The sequence below is a fragment of the Bradyrhizobium sp. GW821-FHT13H06 genome (assembly GCF_058803975.1).
Genome location: NZ_JBXAPN010000003.1, coordinates 747,231 through 767,440, shown reverse-complemented (window position 1 = coordinate 767,440; position 20,210 = coordinate 747,231). Strand labels below are relative to the sequence as shown.

13 protein-coding genes, 1 tRNA gene and 1 pseudogene are annotated in these 20,210 nt (G+C 62.3%); 4 read left to right on the top strand and 11 right to left on the bottom strand.

Going from position 1 to position 20,210, the window contains the following annotated elements; all coding sequences use genetic code 11:
• Positions 1–53: 53 nt before the first annotated feature.
• The 5 genes and pseudogenes from metA to AC1RQP_RS15935 form a co-directional block, all read right to left on the bottom strand.
• Entirely contained in the window at positions 54–1,055 is a 1,002-nt protein-coding gene (gene metA, locus AC1RQP_RS15955) for a homoserine O-succinyltransferase MetA (RefSeq protein WP_492937657.1), read from the bottom strand.
• A gap of 12 nt (positions 1,056–1,067) precedes the next feature.
• The gene (locus tag AC1RQP_RS15950; protein ID WP_492937656.1) at positions 1,068–2,369 is read right to left on the bottom strand and encodes an O-acetylhomoserine aminocarboxypropyltransferase/cysteine synthase family protein; all 1,302 of its coding nucleotides are present in this window, start codon (positions 2,367–2,369) and stop codon (positions 1,068–1,070) included.
• Positions 2,370–2,658: 289 nt separating this feature from the next.
• A complete protein-coding gene (locus AC1RQP_RS15945) occupies positions 2,659–4,260 on the bottom strand; it encodes an amidase family protein (protein WP_492937655.1) in 1,602 nt (533 codons plus the stop codon).
• 121 nt (positions 4,261–4,381) lie between these two features.
• Positions 4,382–5,416: pseudogene (locus tag AC1RQP_RS15940) on the bottom strand (aldo/keto reductase).
• A 15-nt stretch (positions 5,417–5,431) separates the two neighbouring features.
• Entirely contained in the window at positions 5,432–6,613 is a 1,182-nt protein-coding gene (locus AC1RQP_RS15935) for an MFS transporter (protein WP_239620115.1), read from the bottom strand.
• A gap of 99 nt (positions 6,614–6,712) precedes the next feature.
• Here AC1RQP_RS15935 and AC1RQP_RS15930 point away from each other — a divergent pair, with 99 nt between their 5' ends.
• Positions 6,713–7,663, top strand: a complete 951-nt coding sequence (locus AC1RQP_RS15930) for a LysR family transcriptional regulator (RefSeq protein ID WP_492937654.1) — start codon at positions 6,713–6,715, stop codon at positions 7,661–7,663.
• Positions 7,664–7,747: 84 nt separating this feature from the next.
• Here the strand turns inward: AC1RQP_RS15930 and AC1RQP_RS15925 are convergent, their stop codons facing one another.
• Positions 7,748–10,894: an efflux RND transporter permease subunit gene (locus AC1RQP_RS15925; protein ID WP_492937653.1), complete on the bottom strand. Its 3,147-nt coding sequence runs from the start codon at positions 10,892–10,894 to the stop codon at positions 7,748–7,750.
• A gap of 24 nt (positions 10,895–10,918) precedes the next feature.
• A complete protein-coding gene (locus AC1RQP_RS15920; protein WP_492937652.1) occupies positions 10,919–12,091 on the bottom strand; it encodes an efflux RND transporter periplasmic adaptor subunit in 1,173 nt (390 codons plus the stop codon).
• A 1,170-nt stretch (positions 12,092–13,261) separates the two neighbouring features.
• Here AC1RQP_RS15920 and AC1RQP_RS15915 point away from each other — a divergent pair.
• Both AC1RQP_RS15915 and AC1RQP_RS15910 read left to right on the top strand, forming a co-directional pair.
• Positions 13,262–13,334: transfer RNA gene (locus tag AC1RQP_RS15915), tRNA-Arg, on the top strand.
• A gap of 189 nt (positions 13,335–13,523) precedes the next feature.
• The gene (locus AC1RQP_RS15910) at positions 13,524–13,658 is read left to right on the top strand and encodes a hypothetical protein (protein ID WP_492937651.1); all 135 of its coding nucleotides are present in this window, start codon (positions 13,524–13,526) and stop codon (positions 13,656–13,658) included.
• Between the two features lie 414 nt (positions 13,659–14,072).
• Here the strand turns inward: AC1RQP_RS15910 and AC1RQP_RS15905 are convergent, their stop codons facing one another.
• Both AC1RQP_RS15905 and AC1RQP_RS15900 read right to left on the bottom strand, forming a co-directional pair.
• Positions 14,073–15,317, bottom strand: a complete 1,245-nt coding sequence (locus tag AC1RQP_RS15905) for a GTP-binding protein (protein WP_239620110.1) — start codon at positions 15,315–15,317, stop codon at positions 14,073–14,075.
• A gap of 347 nt (positions 15,318–15,664) precedes the next feature.
• Positions 15,665–16,156: an antibiotic biosynthesis monooxygenase family protein gene (locus AC1RQP_RS15900; protein ID WP_239620108.1), complete on the bottom strand. Its 492-nt coding sequence runs from the start codon at positions 16,154–16,156 to the stop codon at positions 15,665–15,667.
• 314 nt (positions 16,157–16,470) lie between these two features.
• On the opposite strand from AC1RQP_RS15900, the gene pdxR reads away from it, so the two are divergent.
• Positions 16,471–17,964, top strand: coding sequence for a MocR-like pyridoxine biosynthesis transcription factor PdxR (pdxR, locus tag AC1RQP_RS15895; protein WP_492937649.1), 1,494 nt, complete (start codon positions 16,471–16,473; stop codon positions 17,962–17,964).
• Between the two features lie 155 nt (positions 17,965–18,119).
• On the opposite strand, the gene AC1RQP_RS15890 is transcribed toward pdxR, so the two are convergent.
• Positions 18,120–18,980: a cupin domain-containing protein gene (locus AC1RQP_RS15890; protein ID WP_492937648.1), complete on the bottom strand. Its 861-nt coding sequence runs from the start codon at positions 18,978–18,980 to the stop codon at positions 18,120–18,122.
• 858 nt (positions 18,981–19,838) lie between these two features.
• On the bottom strand, positions 19,839–20,036 hold the full coding sequence (locus AC1RQP_RS15885; RefSeq protein WP_492937647.1) for a hypothetical protein: 198 nt from the start codon (positions 20,034–20,036) through the stop codon (positions 19,839–19,841).
• Positions 20,037–20,210 lie beyond the last annotated feature (174 nt).

Genomic DNA, 20,210 nt, shown 5'->3' with positions numbered 1-20,210 from the left:
TGAGGCAAGCCTAACGCCTGGGTAATCCTAACGTGAGACCAAGACCGCTTCCGCTAGCGCGCCGCTACCGACGCGTCGGCGTCCGCGCCGAGATAGCGCAACCAGTTGCGGAATAGCATTGCCGCCGCGTTGCCAGCGCCGATGTCGGCGCGCAGGTTCAGCCCGGGCAGCTCGTTGGCGAGTGCCGGATGGCGCTGATGCGCCGCCTTCTTCTCGAAGCGAGCCAGTTTCTCTTCCGTCGCTGCGTCAAAATAGCTCACCGGCAGGCGCGGGTAGGTCTCGCGCTCCCGCGCGAGATAGCGGCCGATGTCGCGCAGATATTCGCGCTGGAGCGACAGCGCGTCATATTCGGGGTGGCCCTGAAAGAACACGAAGCGGCTGGCATATTGGCGGACGAAGACGTCGACGCCGGCTTGGGCCGAGCGTGTCAGCACCTGATAGCCCGACTGCACGAGGTCGCTCTCGACGATCTCGTTCAGGCGTGAATGCGAGACCTTGAGCGGCGCAGGCGCAGCACGGGTCAACCCATCGCGCGTCACGACGTCGCAATCGAAAATGCCGTGACATTTGGCCGGCAGCCGCCGTCGTTCGATACCGTCGAGATGCAGCACCGCGGCATGCGCGGCAAGGCACGACCAGATCGTCGAGCGCGTGTTGGCCTTGGCCCAGTCGATGAGGTTCGTGAGATCCTGCCAGTATGGCTCCTGGTCGAGCGCGGGCGCGATCGGCTCTGCACCGGTCACGATCAATCCGTCAAACTTGCCGCGCTCGAGATCGGAAAAGTCGGAATACTCGCTGTCGACATGCCACTTCGCTTCGGGCGACCGCTTCACGCTGGGAAGCGAGAAGCAGTGGAAGCGGATGCGGTGCGGGCCCGCGGCGGCCTGGAGCAACTTCATGAACTGCCGCTCGGTCGCCTTCAGCGCCGGATCCGGCATGTTGTTGATCAGCCCGATCGTGAGGTCGGCGCCGGCATGGTCGCGCACGAGATCGCCCTCGCCCGGCACCAGGGCCGGGCTCGATACGACTTGATCCCTGTCGATCAGGATCGTCATGGGCGACGCCGCCTACTCCGCGGCCTCGAGCCGCGCTGACGGGCAGGCCTTTTCCAGCGCCTGGTCGATGTCCTCGATGATGTCTGAGGCATGCTCGATGCCGATCGACAGACGGATGGTCTCCGGCAGCACGCCGGCGACGCGTTGCTGCTCCGCCGACATCTGCCGATGGGTCGTCGAGGCCGGATGGCAGGCCAGCGACTTGGCATCACCGATATTGACGAGCCGCGTGATCAGCTTCAGCGCATCATAAAACGTCTTGCCGGCCTCCATGCCGCCCTTGATGCCGAAGGTGAAGAGCGAGGAGGCGTTGCCGTTCAGGTACTTCTGCACCAGCGGATAATAGGGGCTGTCCGGGAAACCGGTATAATTGACCCAGGCGACGCGCGGATCGCCGCGGAGGAATTCGGCGACCTTGCGCGCATTCTCGACATGACGCTCCATGCGCAGCGCCACGGTCTCGATGCCCTGGAGCAGCAGGAAGGCGTTGAACGGCGACAGCACCGAGCCCATGGTGCGCTGATAGACGCTTCGCGCCCGCTCGATGTAAGCGGTGCGGCCGAACCGCTCGGCATAGACAAGACCGTGATAGGAGGCATCCGGCTTGTTGTAGGCCGGGAAGCGCTCGGCATGCTTGGCCCAGGGGAAATTTCCGGAATCGACAATGGCGCCGCCGAGCGTGGTGCCGTGACCGCCAAGGAACTTGGTCAGCGAATGCACGGCGATGTCGGCACCGTAGTCGAACGGTTTGAGCAGGATCGGGGTTGCGACAGTGTTGTCGACGATCAGCGGCACGCCATGCGCATGAGCCATCTTCGCCAGCGCCTCGATGTCGCAGACATTGCCGGCGGGATTGCCGATGGTCTCGGCAAAGACGGCCCGGGTGTTCTCATCGATCAGCTTCTCGATCGCCTCAGGCCTGTCGCTCTCGGCGAAACGGCCGGTGATGCCTTGGCGCGGCAGGATGTGCGAGAGCAGCGTGTGCGTGGTGCCATAAAGCTGCGGCACCGAAACGATGTTGCCGCCGTGATCGGCGACGTTGACGAAGGCGAAATGCAGCGCGGCCTGCCCGGTCGCGACCGCAAGCGCGCCGACGCCGCCTTCGAGCTGGGCGATGCGCTTCTCCAGAACCGCACTGGTCGGATTGGCGATGCGGCTGTAGCGGAAGCCTTCGGTCTCGAGATTGAACAGGGCGGCGCCATGATCGGCGCTGTCGAAGGCGTAGGCCGCGGTCTGGTAGATCGGCACGGCAACCGCGTGCGTGGTCGCTTCGGGCTCGTAACCGGCGTGAATAGCGATCGTCTCGTTGCGCATTATGCCACCTCCGCGTGGGGCGGGCCGCACTTATTGGCCTAGAATGAGGCATGTGCGTTGTCCGCCGTCCTCGTGTTAGAGGCGGGCGGTAAAGCGGACAATAATTCGTATAGAGATCGAGGAAGTAACCCTAACGCCTGCTGGCGAATTGGCAGTGATCCCGGTTAAATTCGATTAACCGATCACGCCGTGTCTTGCTCGGCGTCACCCAACTCGCCGCTGCACGGCGAGCACCCCTCGCCCACACGCGGAGAGGGGTGCATCGTCAATGTGGCGGTGTTGCTTAGGCCTAAGCCATGTTCTCCCAGAGGCGGTGGGTGAGCACGCCGGCACGCTTCTCGATCGCGGCGGCGGCATCGAGTGCGAGGTCCTCGCGGTAACGGCCGGCGATGAGCTGCACGCCGATCGGCTTGCCGTCGTGGAGGGCCACAGGCACCACGGCGCCGGGCAGGCCCAGCACGTTGATGGCGGAGATGAAGCGGATCTCGCCCCAGAAGATCTCACGCACGCGCTCGGAACTGACGGTGTCGTCACGCGGGCCCGGCGTCGGCTTCACCGTGGTCGGCGCCAGCACGACCGGATATTCCTCGAAGAACAATTGCCAGGCGCGGATGTGGCCGCTGCGCGCGGCAGTCGCCTGCATCCAGGCCTTGAGATCGAGCACGTTGGCCTTGGCCTTCATGCCGCCCCAGGCTTTGTGGAAATCCTCGGACGTGACCTTCAGCATGCCGGCCTCCTGCATCACCACGGTCTCGTTGGTGATGATGTCGCACCAGGTCTGCCAGACGCCGTTGATGTCGGGCACCTCGACCTCGCTGACGCGATAGCCGGAACGCTCGAGATGGTCGGCGGCCTGGCGCAGCGCCGCGGCGACGGAGGGATCGACGTCCATGTCCTCGGGGATCTTCGCCAGCGCGACCTTGATCGGCCCCTTCGGCTTGGGTCCGATCAGCGGTGCCGGCACCCACCAGGGGTCGCGCGGATCGCGCTGGCTCATCGCCTCCAGCGCGAGGCGAACGTCGGCGACATGGCGGGCGAGCGGCCCCTGCGCGGACATCAGATGCGCCAGCATCGGCCGCTCCGCCGTTGCGCTTCCGTTGAAGGCGGGGATGCGGCCCTGCGTCGGCTTGATGGTCGCGACGCCGTTGCAATGCGCCGGCCAGCGCAGCGAGCCGCCGATATCGTTGCCATGGGCGATGGTGCCGATGCCTGCCGCGACCGCCGAACCCGCACCGCCCGAGGAGCCGCCGCAGGTGATATCAGGATCCCAGGGGTTCAGCGTCAGCCCGTGCAGGGGATTGTCGGTGAAGCCGCGGAAGGAGAATTCCGGGGTGTTGGTGAGACCAAGGACGATGGCGCCGGCCTTCCTGAGGTTGCGGACAACAGGCGCATCCGACGGCGCGATGAGATCCTTGTTGGCGGGAACGCCGTTGAAGTTGGGCCGGCCTTCATAGTCAACATTCTCCTTGATGGTGATGGGCACACCGTGCAGGAGGCCGAGCTCGCCGCCCTTGGCGCGCTGCTTGTCGGCGGCGTGCGCGGCCGCAAGCGCTTCTTCCGAGAGATCCACGACAACCGCATTGAGTCCCGGATTGACGGTGCGCATCCGCTCGAGATGCGTTTCCACGACCTCGACCGCGGAGATTGCGCCGGAGCGGATCGCGGCCGCGGTATCGACCGCGGACCATTGCCAGGCCGGTCCCCTGGGCCGACGCGCGGTGGCTGATTTGCGCGCGGCGACCTTCTTGGCTGGCTTGATCGTTTTCGCAGCGACGCCCTTTCGGGCTGGGGTCTTTTTGCTCGAAGTCTTCTTGCTCGATGCCTTCTTGCTCGTCTTCGTTGCCGCTTTCCTGGAAGCACTTTTCTTCTTGGTTGCCGTTTTCTTCGCCACGTCGCATCTCCTGAAATTGTGCGGCGGAGGTTACGGACGAGGATGAGGCGTGTACAGCCGCGTTTCTGCATGGCGCATTGCGACGGTACACCGATGCGACGAATTGCCTGCGTCTCCTGGACTACACCGGCGGCGGATTCAGCCGGGCAAAACCCTGCTGGATGCGATAGGGATAGTAGGGATAGGGCGGCATCACCGCGCTGGCCTCGTCGAGACGCTTGATCTGATCCGCGCTCAGCGGCCATCGCACTGCGCCGAGATTGTCGCGCAGCTGCGCTTCGTCGCGGGCGCCGATGATGACGGAGGCGATGGTGGGACGGCTCAGCAGCCAGGCGATCGCGACCTGGGGCACGGTGCGGCCGGTCTCCATCGCGATCGCGTCCAGCACGTCGACGACGGCGTAGAGCGTCTCGTCGCGCACCGGCGGACCGAACTGTGCGGTCGCGTGCAGGCGGCTGTTCGGCGGCAGCGGCTGGCCGCGCCGGATCTTTCCGGTAAGGCGGCCCCAGCCGAGCGGACTCCAGACCAGCGCCCCCACCCCCTAGTCGCGCGCGAGCGGCATCAGCTCCCACTCGTAGTCGCGGCCGAGCAGCGAGTAGTAGACCTGATGCGCGACATAGCGCGGCCAGCCATGCCGGTCCGCAATGGCGAGCGACTTCATCAACTGCCAGCCGGCGAAATTGGAGACGCCGACATAGCGCAGCTTGCCCGCGCGCACGAGCATGTCGAGCGTCGACAGCACCTCCTCGATCGGGGTGAAGGCGTCGAAAGCGTGGAGCTGGAGCAGGTCGATGTGGTCAGTGCCAAGCCGGCGCAGCGCCGCATCGACCGAGGTCAGGAGCCGCTGCCGCGACGAGCCCGCATCGTGCGGCCCCTCGCCCATCGGCAGGCTCATCTTGGTGGAGATCAGCACCTTGTCGCGCCGGCCCCTGATCGCAGCACCGAGAATCTCCTCGGACGCGCCGTTCGAATAGACGTCAGCACTGTCGAACAGGTTGACGCCGGCATCGAGGCAGATGTCGATCAGCCTGCGCGCCTCGTCCGCATCGCTGCGGCCCCAGGCCGAGAACAGGGGGCCCTGTCCGCCGAAGGTGCCGGTGCCGAAGCTGAGCACGGGGACCCTGAGTCCGGAGGCGCCGAGATTGCGGTATTCCATGATGGGTTTCCTCCGCTATTCCGCCGGACACGCCGCGGCGGCGACCGGCGCGCGATCGAGCCGAAGGCTCCACAGCGCCAGCGCGAGGCCGATCGCTGTGATGCCGGCCGCGACCAGCGGCAACGCGGGAAGCCCGAACCCGCGGTCGATGGTGACGCCGCCGGCCCAGGCGCCGAGCGCGTTGCCGAGATTGAACGCGGCGATGTTGAGGCTGGAGGCGAGCGTGCGGCCGCTGGGGCCGGCTGCCTCCAATACGCGAAGCTGGAGCGGGGCGACGGTTGCGAAGGCGGCGATGCCGAGCAGCAGGATCAGCGCGATGGAAAGGATCTTGATCGATAGCACGGCTGCCAGCCCGAGCAGCACGATCGCAAGCGCGGCCAGCGTGCCGGTCAGGGCCCGTGCCAGGCCGCGGTCCGCAAGCTTGCCGCCGGCGACGTTGCCGATCGCGAGCCCGACGCCGAACACCAGCAGGATCGGCGAGACGGCAGCCTCCGAGAAACCGGTGAAGCGCGTCAGGATCGGCTGGATATAGGTGAAGACGACGAACAGGCCGGCGAAGCCGAACACGGTCATGGCGAGGCCGAGCAGCACCTGCGGACGACCGAGCACGGCGACCTCTTCGGCGAGCGAGATCGGCTTGTCGCCACTGCCGACATGGCCAGGCACGAGCGCGGCGACCACCGCGAACGCGATCACGCCGATGACCGTCACGGCCCAGAACGCGGCGCGCCAGCCGAGCATCAGGCCGAACCACGCGCCGAAGGGCACGCCCAGGAGCGTGGCGACCGTCAGGCCGATGAACATGGTGGCGATCGCGGAGGCACGCTTGTCCTCGGCGACGAGGCTGGTGGCCACGACCGAGCCGACACCGAAGAACGTGCCGTGGGCGAGCGAGGTCAGCACGCGAGCTGCCATCAGCAGTTCGTAATTCGGGGCCAGCGCGCAAGCCGCATTGCCCAGCGTGAAGATCGCCATCAGCGCGAGCAGCACTGTTTTCCGTGGCATCCGCCGCGTCGCCAGCGTCAGCACCGGCGCACCGACGAACACGCCGAGCGCATAGCCCGATATCAGCAGGCCGGCGACCGGCACGGAAACATGCATGTCGGCGGCGACCTGGAGCAAGAGGCCCATGATGATGAATTCGGTGGTGCCGATGCCGAAGGCACCGGCGGTGAGCGCGAGGACGGCGGGAGGCATGCGTGGCTCCGATGGATGAGACGAAGCCCCGCAGATAGCGGCATGGCCGCAACACCATTAGAATGTCGGCAATCCAATCATTTGTGACGTGAATTCAACATGGCCCGTTTTGACACCAACCGCTCCGCCGAGATGGAGGTTTTCGTCCGCGTGGTCGATCTCGGCGGCTTCACCCAGGCCGCGCGAAAGCTGCGCCTGACGCCGTCGGGCGTCAGCAAGCTGATGTCGCGGCTGGAGGCGCGGCTCGGCGCGCGACTCGTCAACCGCACCACGCGCAAGCTGACGCTGACCGAGGAGGGCCGGGCCTTCTACGAGCGGGCGGTGCGCATCCTCGCCGAAATGGAGGAGGCCGAGCGCGAGGCCGCCTCGGGCGCGGCGCCGCGCGGCCGCCTCACGGTCAATTGCAACATTCCCTTCGGCATGCTGCATTTGGTGCCGTTGATCCCGCGCTTCCTGGAACGGCATCCCGACGTCACGCTCGATCTCGTGCTGACCGACACGCTGATTGACCTGATGCAGGAGCGCGCCGACGTCGCCATCCGCGTCGGCCCGCTGCGGGCCTCGCGTCTCGTCGCGCGAAAGCTCGGCAGCAGCCGCATGGTCGTGGTCGGCGCGCCGGACTACCTCGCCCGTTGCGGCACGCCGAAAACGCCGGCGGACCTTGCCGATCACCGTGGCATCGGCTGGACTTTTCCGCGCAGCATCCGCGGTTGGCCGTTCAGGCGCGGGGATCACACCGAGGAGGCCGTGCCGTCACCGGTCGCGCGCGCCAGCGACGGTGAAGCCGCCCGCCGTCTTGCGCTGGGCGGCGTCGGGCTTGCCCGGCTCGCCCTCTTCCACATCGGCCCCGACATCGAGTCCGGCCGCCTCGTCCCGGTCCTGCAAGGCTACAATCCCGGCGACCGCGAAGACATCCACGCCGTCTATGTCGGCCACACCGCGCCACTGCCCGCGCGCGTGCGCGCGTTCATCGATTTCCTGGCCGAGCACGTGCGGGTGAGCGATCCGGCGTTGAAGCGGGCGGGTGATGGAAGGTGGAGATTGGTGTGATGAGGCTGGCGAAGGGAGCGTCAATCGACTGCTCTGAAATGAGCCGAACGTTTCAGCTCCGGCGCTGCTGAGGTGCGGCCGAAATCACGAAGCCGTGGTCACCCGCTTCGTCCGCGCTGCCCATGCGACGCTCAGCCGTTCGAGCACCACGAAGAATGGCGGCACGAAGAGCACGGCGAGGAAGGTCGAAGCCAACATGCCGCTCACGACCGCCAGCCCGATCGAAACACGGGCGCCGGCGCCGGCTCCGCTGGCGAACACCAGCGGGAGCATGCCGAGTATGAAGGCGCACGAGGTCATCAGGATCGGGCGCAGGCGCAGCCGTGCCGCTTCGATCGCCGCCTCAGCGACCTCCATGCCCTCGGCCCGCTTCTCGCGCGCATATTCGACCACCAGGATCGCGTTCTTGGCAGCGAGCGCGATCAGCAGGACGATGCCGATCTGGGTGTAGAGGTTGTTCGGCATGCCCGTCGCATCGAGCGCGATGACCGTGCCGAGCAGCGCGAGCGGCACGGCGAGGATCACCGCGAGCGGCTGCAGCCAGCTCTCGTATTGACCGGCGAGGATGAAATAGACGAGCACCAATGCAATGAGGAAGACGCGATAGATCTGGTTGCCGACGATCTGCTCCTGATAGGACATGCCGGTCCAGGCGGTCCCCATGCCGGGCGGCAGCGACTTGGCCGCGACCTCGCTCATCAGCGACATCGCCTCTCCGGAACTGAAGCCGCCAGCCGGACTGCCGGTGACGGTCGCCGCGGGATAGAGATTGTACAGCGTGATCAGCGGCGGGCCGACCTCATCCTTGATGGCGGCGACCGTGCCCAACGGCACCATCCGGCCATCGGCACCCTTGACCTTCAGCTTGAGGATGTCGTCGGGCTGGAGCCGGAACGCGGCATCCGCCTGGACGTAGACCTTGAACACGTAATTGTACTTGGTGAACTGGTTGACGTAGGTCGACCCCATATAGGCCTCCAGCGCCGAGAAGACCTGGCCGACGGTGATGCCGATGGCCTCGGCCTTGATGCGGTCCACCACCAGACGGAATTGCTTGACCGTCCCCTTGAAGTTCGGCGCGACATGGGCAAGCCCGGTCTGCGTCGACGCATTGGCGGCGAGCTGGTCGACGGCGTTCTGCAACGCCACGAAATCGGAGCTGCCGTCCTTGATCTGCACCATCATGGTGAACCCGCTGGCATTGCCGATGCCCTGGATCGGCGGCGGCAGCATGATCAGCGCCGTCGCGCTGTCCATGCCGTCGAGAGCGGCCCGGGCATTGGCCGCAATGCTGCCGATGCCAAGATCGGCCGTCTTCCGGTCGTCCCAGGGCTTGAGCACCACGTAGAGCATGCCGGCGTTATACAGCGTCGCGTTATTGTCGAGCGGCGAGATGCCGGACACCGCAATCACGTCCTCGACGCCGGGGACCGCCTGCACGAGCTTTGCCGCCTCCGCGACGGCAGTCTCCGTCCGGTGCGCGGAAGCCGCGTCGGGCAGCTTGAGACTGACGACGAAATAGCCCTGATCCTCGTCCGGCAGGAAGCCGGTCGGCACCGTCGAGAGGCTGTAGAACGCAACGCCGATCAAGGCGATGCCGAGCAGTGCAACCGGAACGCTCAGGGCGACGATGCGGCTGATCAGCGCCGTGTACAGCATCTCGGCGCGCCCGTAGACGGCGTTGAAGGCGCGCGCGGCGACGTTGCGCTCCTGCGGCGGCACCGATGGCCGCAGCCACAACGCGCATTGCGTCGGTTTCAGCGTCACGGCGTTTATCGCGGAGATGACTGCGGTCGCGGCGATCACGAGCGCGAACTGCTGATACATCTTTCCAGTCAGTCCGGACAAGGTCGCCGCCGGCAGGAACACCGCCATCAGCACCAGGGTGATGCCGATCACGGGGCCGAACAGCTCGGACATCGCCTTCACGGCAGCTTCGCGGCTGGACATGCCGCCATCCAGATGACGCGCCACGCCCTCGACGATCACGATGGCGTCGTCCACCACGATGCCGATGGCAAGAACCAGCGCGAACAGGCTCGTCGTATTGACGGTGAAGCCGAGCAGCGACATCGCGGCGAACGCGCCGATGATGGTCACCGGCACCGTCGTCGCCGGCACCAGCATCGCCCGCCAATCCTGCAGGAACGCGAGGATCACGATCAGCACAAGGCCGGCGGCGATCACCAGTGTCTCGTAGACTTCGCGGACCGAAGCGGTGATGAACTTGGTGCTGTCGAACGAGACCTTGTAGGCGAGCCCGGACGGGAACGATTTCGACAGCTCGTCCATCTTGCTCTTGACGCTCTCGGCAACCGTCAGGGCGTTGGCGCCGGACAGCTGCGAGACCGCTATCGCCGCCGACGGCCGGCCGTTCAGCGTCGCGGTCTGGCCGTAGGACGCAGCGCCGAGCTCGATCCGGCCGATGTCGCGGATGCGGACAATCCTGCCGCCCTCGCCGCTCGCCACCTTGACCACGATGTTCTCGAACTCCGCCGCCTCGGAAAACCGGCCGGTGACATTGAGCACGTATTGGAAGTTGACGGTGTCCGGCGTCGGCGGCGCGCCGACGAGGCCAGCGGTCACCTCGTTGCTTTGCTGCTGGATCGCCGAGGTCACATCGCTCGGGGTCAGGCCGAACGCCTGCAGGCGGCCGGGATCGAGCCAGATGCGCATGGCGTAGGCTCCCGACCCCAGCACCGTGACGTTGCCGACGCCGGGCACGCGCGCCAGCTCGTTCTGGAGGTGGATGGTGGCGTAGTTGGCGAGGAACAGGTTGTCGTAGCGGCCCTCGGGAGAATAGAGATTGATGAACTGAAGAATCGAGGTCTGCTTCTTCTGGACATTCAATCCCTGCGTCGAGACCGCGCTGGGCAGTTGCGCGCTCGCCAGCGAGACCCGGTTCTGCACCAGAACCTGCGCCGTGTCCGGATCCGTGCCGATGTCGAAGGTGACGACAAGACTATAGCTGCCGTCGCTCGCGCTGGTCGACTGCATGTAGATCATGTGGTCGACGCCATTGACCTGCTGCTCGACGGGAAGGGCGACCGTATCCATCACGGTGCGCGCGCTGGCGCCGGGATAGGTCGCCGTCACCGATACGGTCGGCGGCACCACATTCGGATATTGCGACACCGGCAGGCTCGCCAACGCCAGCGCGCCGACCAGGACGATGAGGAACGCCAGCGTGTTCGAGAGCACCGGCCGTTCGATGAAGAAGCGCGAGAACATGAGAGCCTTGTGTGTGCCGGTGACCTATTGCGAGCTTCGTCCCGACCCCGCCGCCGGGACCGGAGAGGCAGGCGCGGACGTCGAGCCTTGGCCGGCCGCGGCCATTGTGCCCGCGACGGGATCGACCGTGTTGCCGGCGACCGCGCGCTGGATCGATCCGATCACGACCTTGTCGTCGGCCTTGAGCCCGCCGGTGATGACGCGAAGCTGGCCTTCCACCGGACCGGTCGTCACCTGACGCTGGGCAACCACCTTGTCCTCGCCGACCACCATCACATAGCTGCCGGCCTGGTTCGACATCACAGCGGTGTCATTGACGAGCAGCGCGTTCTCGATCTTGCCGACCGGAACACGGACACGCACGAACAGGCCGGGCACCAGCGCGATATCTTTGTTCTCGAACACCCCTCGCAATTGCAGCGTACCGGTATTGGGGTCGAGCTGCGGGGCGATGTAATCGATTTTGCCTTTGTACTGAAATGCGGCATCCGCGGCGAGAGCCACCTCGACCGATCGCTCCTCGGCCTTCTCGCGCAGGTCCCTGAGCGTCTTGCCCTGCTTGGCAAGGGCGTCACGCATGTCGATCTGCTGCTGCTCGGAAATGTTGAAATAGACGTGGATCGGATTGACCTGAAGGACCGTAGCGAGCTTGGTCGGACCGGACTGGCCGACCAGCGAACCGACCTCGGCAAGGTGCCGAGTGACCACGCCGTCGAAGGGCGCGCGCACCGTGGTGTAGCCGAGTGATGTCTGCGCGAGCCTGAGACTGGCTTCGTTGGCGGCGAGCTGGGCGTTCGCCATCTCGTAGTTCATCGTCGCCTCGTCGACCGCACGCTGGGTGGAAACGTCCTTCTGACCCAGCGTGACCTGCCGGTCGTACTCCCGCTTGCTATTCACCTGCTTGGCTTTTGCGCTCTCCACCTGCGCCTGCTGCAGATCGAATTGCGCCTGGTACTGATCCCTCTCGATCTCGAACAGCACGCGGTCCTTCCTGACCGCTTCGCCATCGCGATAGCCGATCGCCGTCAGGAAGCCCTGAACGCGGGCCTCCACATCGACTGCGGCGAGCGGCGCGGTGTTGCCGGTGAACTCGGCGTAGAGGGTGACCGGCCGCTGGATCGGGCTTGCCACCGCCACCTTTGCCGACGGCGGCGCGGCATACCGGTTTTTCTCGTTACAGCCGGACAGGGCCGGCATGGCGCAAACCAGGCCCGCCAAAACCGCCAAGCGAGCCGGCCGGCCGGCAAAACCACGCCCCGTTAGTACCAACATCTCCATCTCTGCCATCCCCCGCCACGCGGACCATCCATGTCGGCCGCGGTCTGTCTCGTCTGCATATCCATCGCCCCGGTGCTGCACTCTGCATCCGGCGCACCGCCCGCCGTCGTTCCGAAAACGCGCGGACATCGCCTGCGTCGGGGCTCACGGGCATGAGCGCTGATCAGCGCAGCCATCGTTTGGGCCGCACCTCGCACGATCGCAACATCATCTCACCGGCGCCGGCGGCCACGGAGTTGGCCAGCAGCCCACCGGCATGGCGCTCATGAATGTCTCTTTGATGCCCCCTTGGCGCGTTGCGGCAGCTGCAGCATTGCCAATGCGGATCAAGTTACCGCGCCGGCGCAGATCGAGAATCAATCGATTGGCCCAGCTATATACAGAAGAATCCGGGCCGGGGCATTTCCCGCGGAAGGTGTTTGTGATGCGGAGATTGCAGCCGGTCGCGGCAAAGACGCCATTGGCAGCGTCGCCGCTTCGCAAGACAGTGCCGCCTTACGATCGCACCTTCATCAAAGGTGCAAATGTACTGTTGCTGATCGCCAGTCACTCATCCGCCCTTTGCACGCTTCGCCGCGGATGCCGGAGATAGACAAACTTGAATCGCGGATGATCGCCCGGACCTCTATCTGCACCCATTCACGCAAGCGCCTAACCCGGAAAGGCCGATCTTGTCCTCGTCGTGCGAAACGTCATGCCCAGCGATGTCGGTCCCAGGCGCGCGTGGCAGCGGAATAAGAACTTCGCTTGCACCATGGGGTCACGACGTCATGGTGGACTTGCCACGTGAGCTTGACGGCGAGCTTCCTGGGGACAGTCAGCTGGCGCGGCGGACCGACTCCATCGGTCGTACGAATCGTCGAAATCGTAAGCCGGCGAACGAAGCGGTCAAATCGCGCCTATGGCGGAGAGAGTGTCAGTCAATCCTCATTGAAAGATCAAGTATTTTCGACCTTCCCAGACCAAACCCACCGTTTGAGCTACCGCCGGAATGGAATTTCGCCTTCGACAAAAGCCTATCCCGTCCAATGGACGGTCATCGACAACAGTGCCACCAAGCGACTAGCGAAAGGCAAATTGCCGTCGCACCGCTCAGCCTGGGGCGTGGGCGTTTGCCCTCCGAAGGCGAAGGCCACACGTTCGAATCGTGTCGGGTACGCCACTTTTGCCATTTCCACTACGCCAACACTAAAATTACCGCCAATCGCCGCCGGACTACGCCCGAGCTAAGAGCGGCAATTAGCCTGCGAGCGAAAAAGCGGAGTAACGACGCCGCGGGGCAGCACTAGCACCGCTGGATTTGGAACCCATTGCAATCTAGATCCGCTTGAGTAGCCGGATCGGGGGACTCATGAGCGAGACCATCTTCAACGTCTTCCTGCCGTTCAAAGACGAACGATGCGACCACGCGCTCTATGTGGCGCACGAGTTCGCTGGCGACGGTGAGGCGCGTCATCATCTCCGGCTATCTCGGATATGCAATTGAGTTCTACGGCTTCCTCTTGTACAGCACAGCTGGTGCATCCAACTTCTTCGATTTGAACCGCGAATTGCATGCCTTGTCGACCCCCGTGTGATCCTTCCTGAATGAGCACGAATCGCTGAAGTGCAACGTCATCAGTGATCATGATATCCTGGACGCAGTGCGGGCTCTGCTCCCGTTCGGTCAGAAGAATCCTGGATCAGCCAGCCGGCAGCTCAGAATATCCGGAATACCTCGCTTGGCGCTTCGTTCAATACCCGTGCGACGGGCGTGCGCGGTCGTCAACGACGAGCAACGTCGAAAGCCACCATGTCGGCCCCCTTCATTAATCGTATCAACCCGACGACAAAGACTTGCATAGTTCGTTGCCGCACGTGCACAAAACACTGCACACTATTGTGCAAGATTTCGGCAACGTCATACGGCCACGAAGTGGGATTCTTCTGAGTCAGCCTTCGCCCGCCACACCGGAAAGCAATCCCTTTCGTCAGCGAGTTCTGCGGGATTTTCCAACGGCCACGATTCGGTGAGGCAAAAATCCAACCGTCTTTGCAAATCCTCAACATCGAGCCCCACGCCAATGAATACGAGTTCCTGCTTGCGATCGCCGTACCTTGGGTCCCACGAGGCCGCGAGTTGGCTGCGCCAGGCAGGATCCCTAGGCCACAACTTTTGATCGACCGCACACCACCACCAGCTCCTCCCGCTGGTTCGCACGAGAGCACCGCAATGGCTCAGTTCTCCAACCCACCGAGGTCGGCTGGCCAACCAGAAAAATCCCTTCGCGCGCAACACTCCGCCCCAGCCGCTGTCCAGGAAATCGGAAAAGCGCTGAGGATCGAACGGACGCCGGGCGCGGTAAACGAAGCTCGAAATGCCGAACTCCAACGTCTCCGGCACATGATCCTTGAATCCTTCGAGTTCCTTCTTCCAAAGGGGATGCAGGGCGGCTCTTTCCGGGGCGAACCGACTTACCCCGATGATCCGCGTCAAATCCAGACGGCCGAAATCCGCTTCATAGATTCTCGCGTCCGAGTTCAGTCCGCGAATGATCGAATATGCATATTTGCGCTGCTCGTTCGTCGCTGAGGATATCTTGTTCAGAATGATGGTGTCGGCAAACTCCACCTGGTCGACCAGCAACTCGACAATGGTTCGCTTATCGTCAGGGGACACTTCCTTCTGTCTTGCTTGCAGGAGCTCACGCGACCAAAAGTCCTGGGCAATGCGCGCGGTGTCGACCACCGTCACCATGTTGTCGATATAGGCGATATCATCCAGGCTCCGGCCTTTCTCGTCTCGGTAGGAAAATGCCGCCGCAATGGGCATTGGCTCCGAAATTCCCGTAGCCTCGATGATCAGGTTGTCGAAGCGTCGTTCGTTGCAGAGCTTTCTCACCTCGTCGATGAGATCTCCCCGGAGCGTGCAACAGATACAGCCGTTGCTAAGCTCTATCAAAGATTCTTCGGTGCGGGATAACTGAGATCCACCCGACTCTATCAGAGCCTTGTCGATGTTGACGTCCGACATGTCGTTAACGATCACAGCGACGCGCCGACCAGTCCGGTTAAGAAGCAACTCGTTCAACAGGGTGGTTTTTCCGGCGCCAAGAAATCCAGACAAGACGGTAACGGGCAGTTTCTTTCGGCTATTCCACAGCATCGAGGCACACCTGGTGACCACGCTCGGCCCTGAAGGCAGAGCTATCGCATTTGAAAAGAACCTGCAGGCGGTGTCTTTGCGGCCCATCCTTGGAGACGCCAGCCTTTGGCTGGCACCTCAGGATGAGGTCTTGTTTCGCGGCAAAATCTTGGACCCTCATGGTGAGAAGCGCCGCCTGCGGCGCGTCTCGAACCATGACGCCGAGCGCCTTCGCACCTGTATAAGAACCATTTGCAATAGCCCTGGCCCTGAAGGGTAGAGCTTCCGCGCTCGCGAGGAGTCTTCTTTCTGCTTCCGTGCGGCAGTCGGGCTCATATCGACGCTCGGCATCCCGGAGCGAGCACCTCTCATTCCGCGGCGATTGCTGTCGGTATTGAGGAAACGTCCTTGAAGACCGCCGTGCTATTCGCGGTCTCAGCCATCACGGGGAAAATGAAGCCGCACTTGGGACAGGGCTCGGCCAGCGCCGCTTGTTCCATGGAGACGTCGAATGCCTTGTCCGAAATGAAGGCACAAGCCGGACACACCCGAATGAGGCGCGCATTCTTGTACTCGAAGTTGACAATGATGTCCTCCATGATGGCGCCGGTGCGGACCGCCCATTCCTTCGCGTGCTTGTGGTAGGTGTCCATGTGCCAATCCTTCAGAGCTTCGAAGCTCGTCCAGAAGCTAACTTCGTTGTACCAGTGCGGATCGTCGGGATGCACCCACCAAGTCAAATGGAGGAAGCCGGGGAGCTTTTTCAACTGATGACGCACGTTCGCAAACACGACTTGAAACTTCTTGTAGCCGTCCTCGCTCGAGAACCGTACTCGTTGCATGCTTTGATATACCGCCATAACTCGTCCTCATTTCCGGTGCGCCCACTGCGCTGGCGGCGTGAAGACTAGAACGATTCAGAACTCTGACTGGCGCCAGGAAATGATTTTTCCCTTAGTCCAGGTCGCTCATGACCGATGCCGCAGAACTATTGGGCAGCGACTTGCTGATCCAAGTGTGGCGTTAGGCGAACGAAGCCACGGATCGCAAGCTGGGAGGACCTGAGGAGAATGGGTCCGCATCGCAAAATGACCATGAGTCCACCCGGATGACCTCGGCTAGGAGCCTCTTTTCCGGTACACTATTGGCACGCGCATTGCTTCGAGTTGGTATCATGCAATTGCCGATCAACATAGGTTCGGAAGGGAAAGCCGGCCTCCAACGCCAGCTCGTCGACCAAGTTCGAGAGCTGATATCCCGTGGAATATTGAAACCGGGCGCTCGACTGCCCTCCACGCGGGAGATGGCGACGGACCTGAATATTTCCAGACGGACAGTGGTGTTGTCCTACGAGCGCATGATCACAGATGGTCTTATTGTGACAAGGCCGGGCCTTGGCACCTTCGTCTGCGATCCGCTGCCGAGCGAATACATTCGTATAAGGGATGGCTATCCCGACGCGGAAGTAGCCCGGCTATCGTTCGCCCGGTTCAAGCGGGCGGTTGATGGGATGCATCTCTACCAAGAACCGAGAGACAGGCTGCGATATGACTTCCGCATTGGTCGCCCGGATCCGGGTCTGTTCCCAAGAAATTTATGGCGACGACTTACGGTCGAACACCTAGATACTTTCACTAGGCTGATAAGCGACTACACGGATCCTGCCGGTCACCCACTGCTTCGCGAGGCGATCGCAAATCATCTGCGTACCGCTCGTGGCATCTTATGTAAACCAGAGCAGGTCGTTGTCACGGCAGGAGCCCAAGAAGGCCTGAACTTGGTGGCGCGGCTGATGGAAATCCGTGACAAGCAGGTTGTCGTGGAGGATCCTTGCTATCGTGGCGCTGCACAGGCGTTCTCGAGCCTTGGTGCTCAGTTGGTGCCGGTGCCAATCGGAGACGATGGCTTGGACACCGACATGCTGCCGAAGGACGGCGGTTGCGTCGGATACGTGACGCCTTCCCACCAGTTTCCACTCGGTGTCACCATGTCGCGAGAGCGCCGACTAAATTTGGTCGAATGGGCTCGCCATACCGGTACGCTACTCGTGGAAGACGACTATGACAGCGACTTCCGACATAATTCGACCCCGCTGATAGCCTTACAAGCGCTGGCGCCCGAGTGCGTGGTGTATTTGGGGACGTTCTCCAAGTCGATCGGGCCGGGCTTGCGTCTCGGATACGCGGTCTTTCCGCACGATCTGGCGAAAGCCGCTCGCTGCCTCAAGTCAGTGATGAACAACGGTCATCCATGGTTGGAGCAGTCCGTTACGGCCGATTTCATATCATCCGGCGCGTTCGAACAGCACCTGTCTCGGATGAGGACGTGCTATTTGGAGCGCAGGAACACTGTGATGGAATGCATCGGGCGTGCGTTCCCAGCCACATCGCTTGGTGGCTTCGAAGGTGGCATGCACTTGGTTTGGACGATCGAATCGGACTTCGGTTCGGCATCGGACTTAAAGTCAAAGTGCCAGCAGATCGGTGTTGGCGTCTACACGTTGAACGAAAGCCCGACGCATCAGCTTCACCCTCGTCTAGACGGGGAACGAAAAATACTCTTGGGCTATCCGTGCCTGAATCCGCAACAGATCCAAACCGCTATTGGGCTGATTCAGCACGCGAGGTACCGGACGAACCTGCTCGCAACTGCACCATTCGACTCGTGACTGGTTCTCAACCTGTGTATCGGTACGGCCAAACTCGTACCTGGTCCCAGGGCCTTAGGCGGGCGTCGAGTGAGCACGAATAGCCAACGATTTGAGGACTGGCTTGGGGACGTACCCCCAAGCCTTAGGTTTCTTCAAGTTAAGTTACGGGGTCACTAAGCGACGGCTTCGTTTGTGATGATCCAGAACTTCTTCACATACGGTGCTTTCGATGTCCACTTGACCTTCAGACCTGAAGGTAGAGCAATGATGTCGCCGGCCTTGAATTGGTACTCCTCACCGGTCTCTTCATTGATCAGGTGAGCTTGCCCCTCGAGCAGCAGCATTGTCTCGTCACCGAGCGGAGCGGTATAGGGAATTGTCGAGGATCCGTCCGCCTCGCAGCCGGGGATGCCGACTCCTGTGCGCCAGAGACCGCACTTGAGCGTGCCGGTGCTTCCCGTTGATCGGAGCTCAAACAACTCACCGCAAGTCTGCGGACCGTGGTCGGGCTCGACCCATCGATACGGTGCCCAAAGATCGGGATTATCGCTGATGTTGCCGACGAAAATATCGGTCTCGCGAGTTGCCGGATTTGGGCTGTCCCAGATCACCCAGAACTTCTTGAGAAATGGCGGATCAATATCCCAGCTCAACACCACTCCTTTTGGGTGACTGATGATCGATCCGGCCTCAAGACGGTACTTCTTCCCGGTGGCGGCTATGGTGATTGTCACCGCCCCTTCGAGGATCACTATGGTTTCGTCGCCGAGCGGCGCTGAATAGTCCACGTGACATGAACCGTTCGCTTCGCATCCCGCGATGCCAATGCCTGTCCTCCAGAGGCCCGCTTGAAGGAAGCCGCTGGTGCCATTACTACGAATGACAGCGACTTCGCCCTTGATTTGCGGACCAAACTTCGGATCGTCCCATTCAAACGGTACCCATTTGGCTGGATTGTAGTTCCGGTTACCTATTTCGATTTGCCGTTCGAGAGTCGTTTTCTCGTCCAGCTGGCGTACAGCTCCATTGCTCATGCCAATCTCCTTTTGAGCCCGCGCGAACCGTCTGCTCTGTTGCGTTCATTGCAAACGGCCTGTCTTGCGGTGCTCAGAGTAAGCACTTTGCCGGACCACCTCTTAGGTCCTCTGATGCCAATTTTGCTGTTACCAGCGAGGCGGTAAAGGCTCTAGTCCGTTACCGCGCGACTCTCAGAGAGTCCATTTGCTCGCCCTGACATCCTATTTTGCGACGCGCATCAGACCGACCTGTACCAATTGACCTGCGCTGTATCTCATGGCGTCAGGGTAAGTAACAAAGGAGATAGCGCACGCCGTGGAGGCTAATCCGGGGTCAAAAATCAAAAAGCATAATTTGAATCAGCAGGACATGGCGGAGGGAGAGAAACTAGAAAGAAAATTGCTCCATTGCGCCTGCTCAGTCACGACCAAAGCTGCACGCCTTCTCCAGTCCGAGACGTTCGTCGGGAACGAGCCGCTAGCCGTATTATGGCACCTCTTAAAGAGCGCTCAGACCGACATGCCAGCTCTTGGGCGGGTAGCAACCACCTTTGGCCAGCTGCACCAATGTTTTGGGCCTTAACAGCCCCGAGTGCCGTATTTGGTCCGATGTATCGCTCCGCACACCGATGGCCTAAGTTTGCTTAGGTCCAGAGTAGGCGACCGCGATTTCCACAAGCAGTCGACACAAACCGGGGTTGCAGTCCGGCATAATCGCCGAGGCAACCTCGCCCGCGCCTGGCAGCAGAAAAGTCGCAACATGCCACTGCAGATCCTGAGAGCTCATTACGAAAAGCAAGATCCGCGAGCTCTGCGCAAAGCTGATCCATGCACGGCATCGAAGCTCCTTGGAGCGGGATCGGCACAACAGAGATATCACGCTTCAGAGAAGGTCCCCGTTTCCAGGAGAACGAAGTCGAGCGGATCATGGATCCACCGATGTCCCGTTTGATCGCCAGCATCGGACCAATTCCTGCCGATCACCACAGGCAGGATTCCGGAAGAAGAGACGTGCTCATCGATGGCTTTGCGGAAATCTCGCCCCGGATCGGTTGCGGCGACATTCATGAACACTGATTGTTCCCCAATCAGACTCCTTTCCTTCACATCTTCAACTCCAGCTTCGTGCTGAGTGACTGCTTTTGAGCATTTCTTGAAAGAACGTTGCTCCGCGATGCGCCGCTTCCCGTACAATCAGCGGATAAGCATTTTTGCCCTGTTCGTAAGCAGGCGGATCGCAATGCGCTA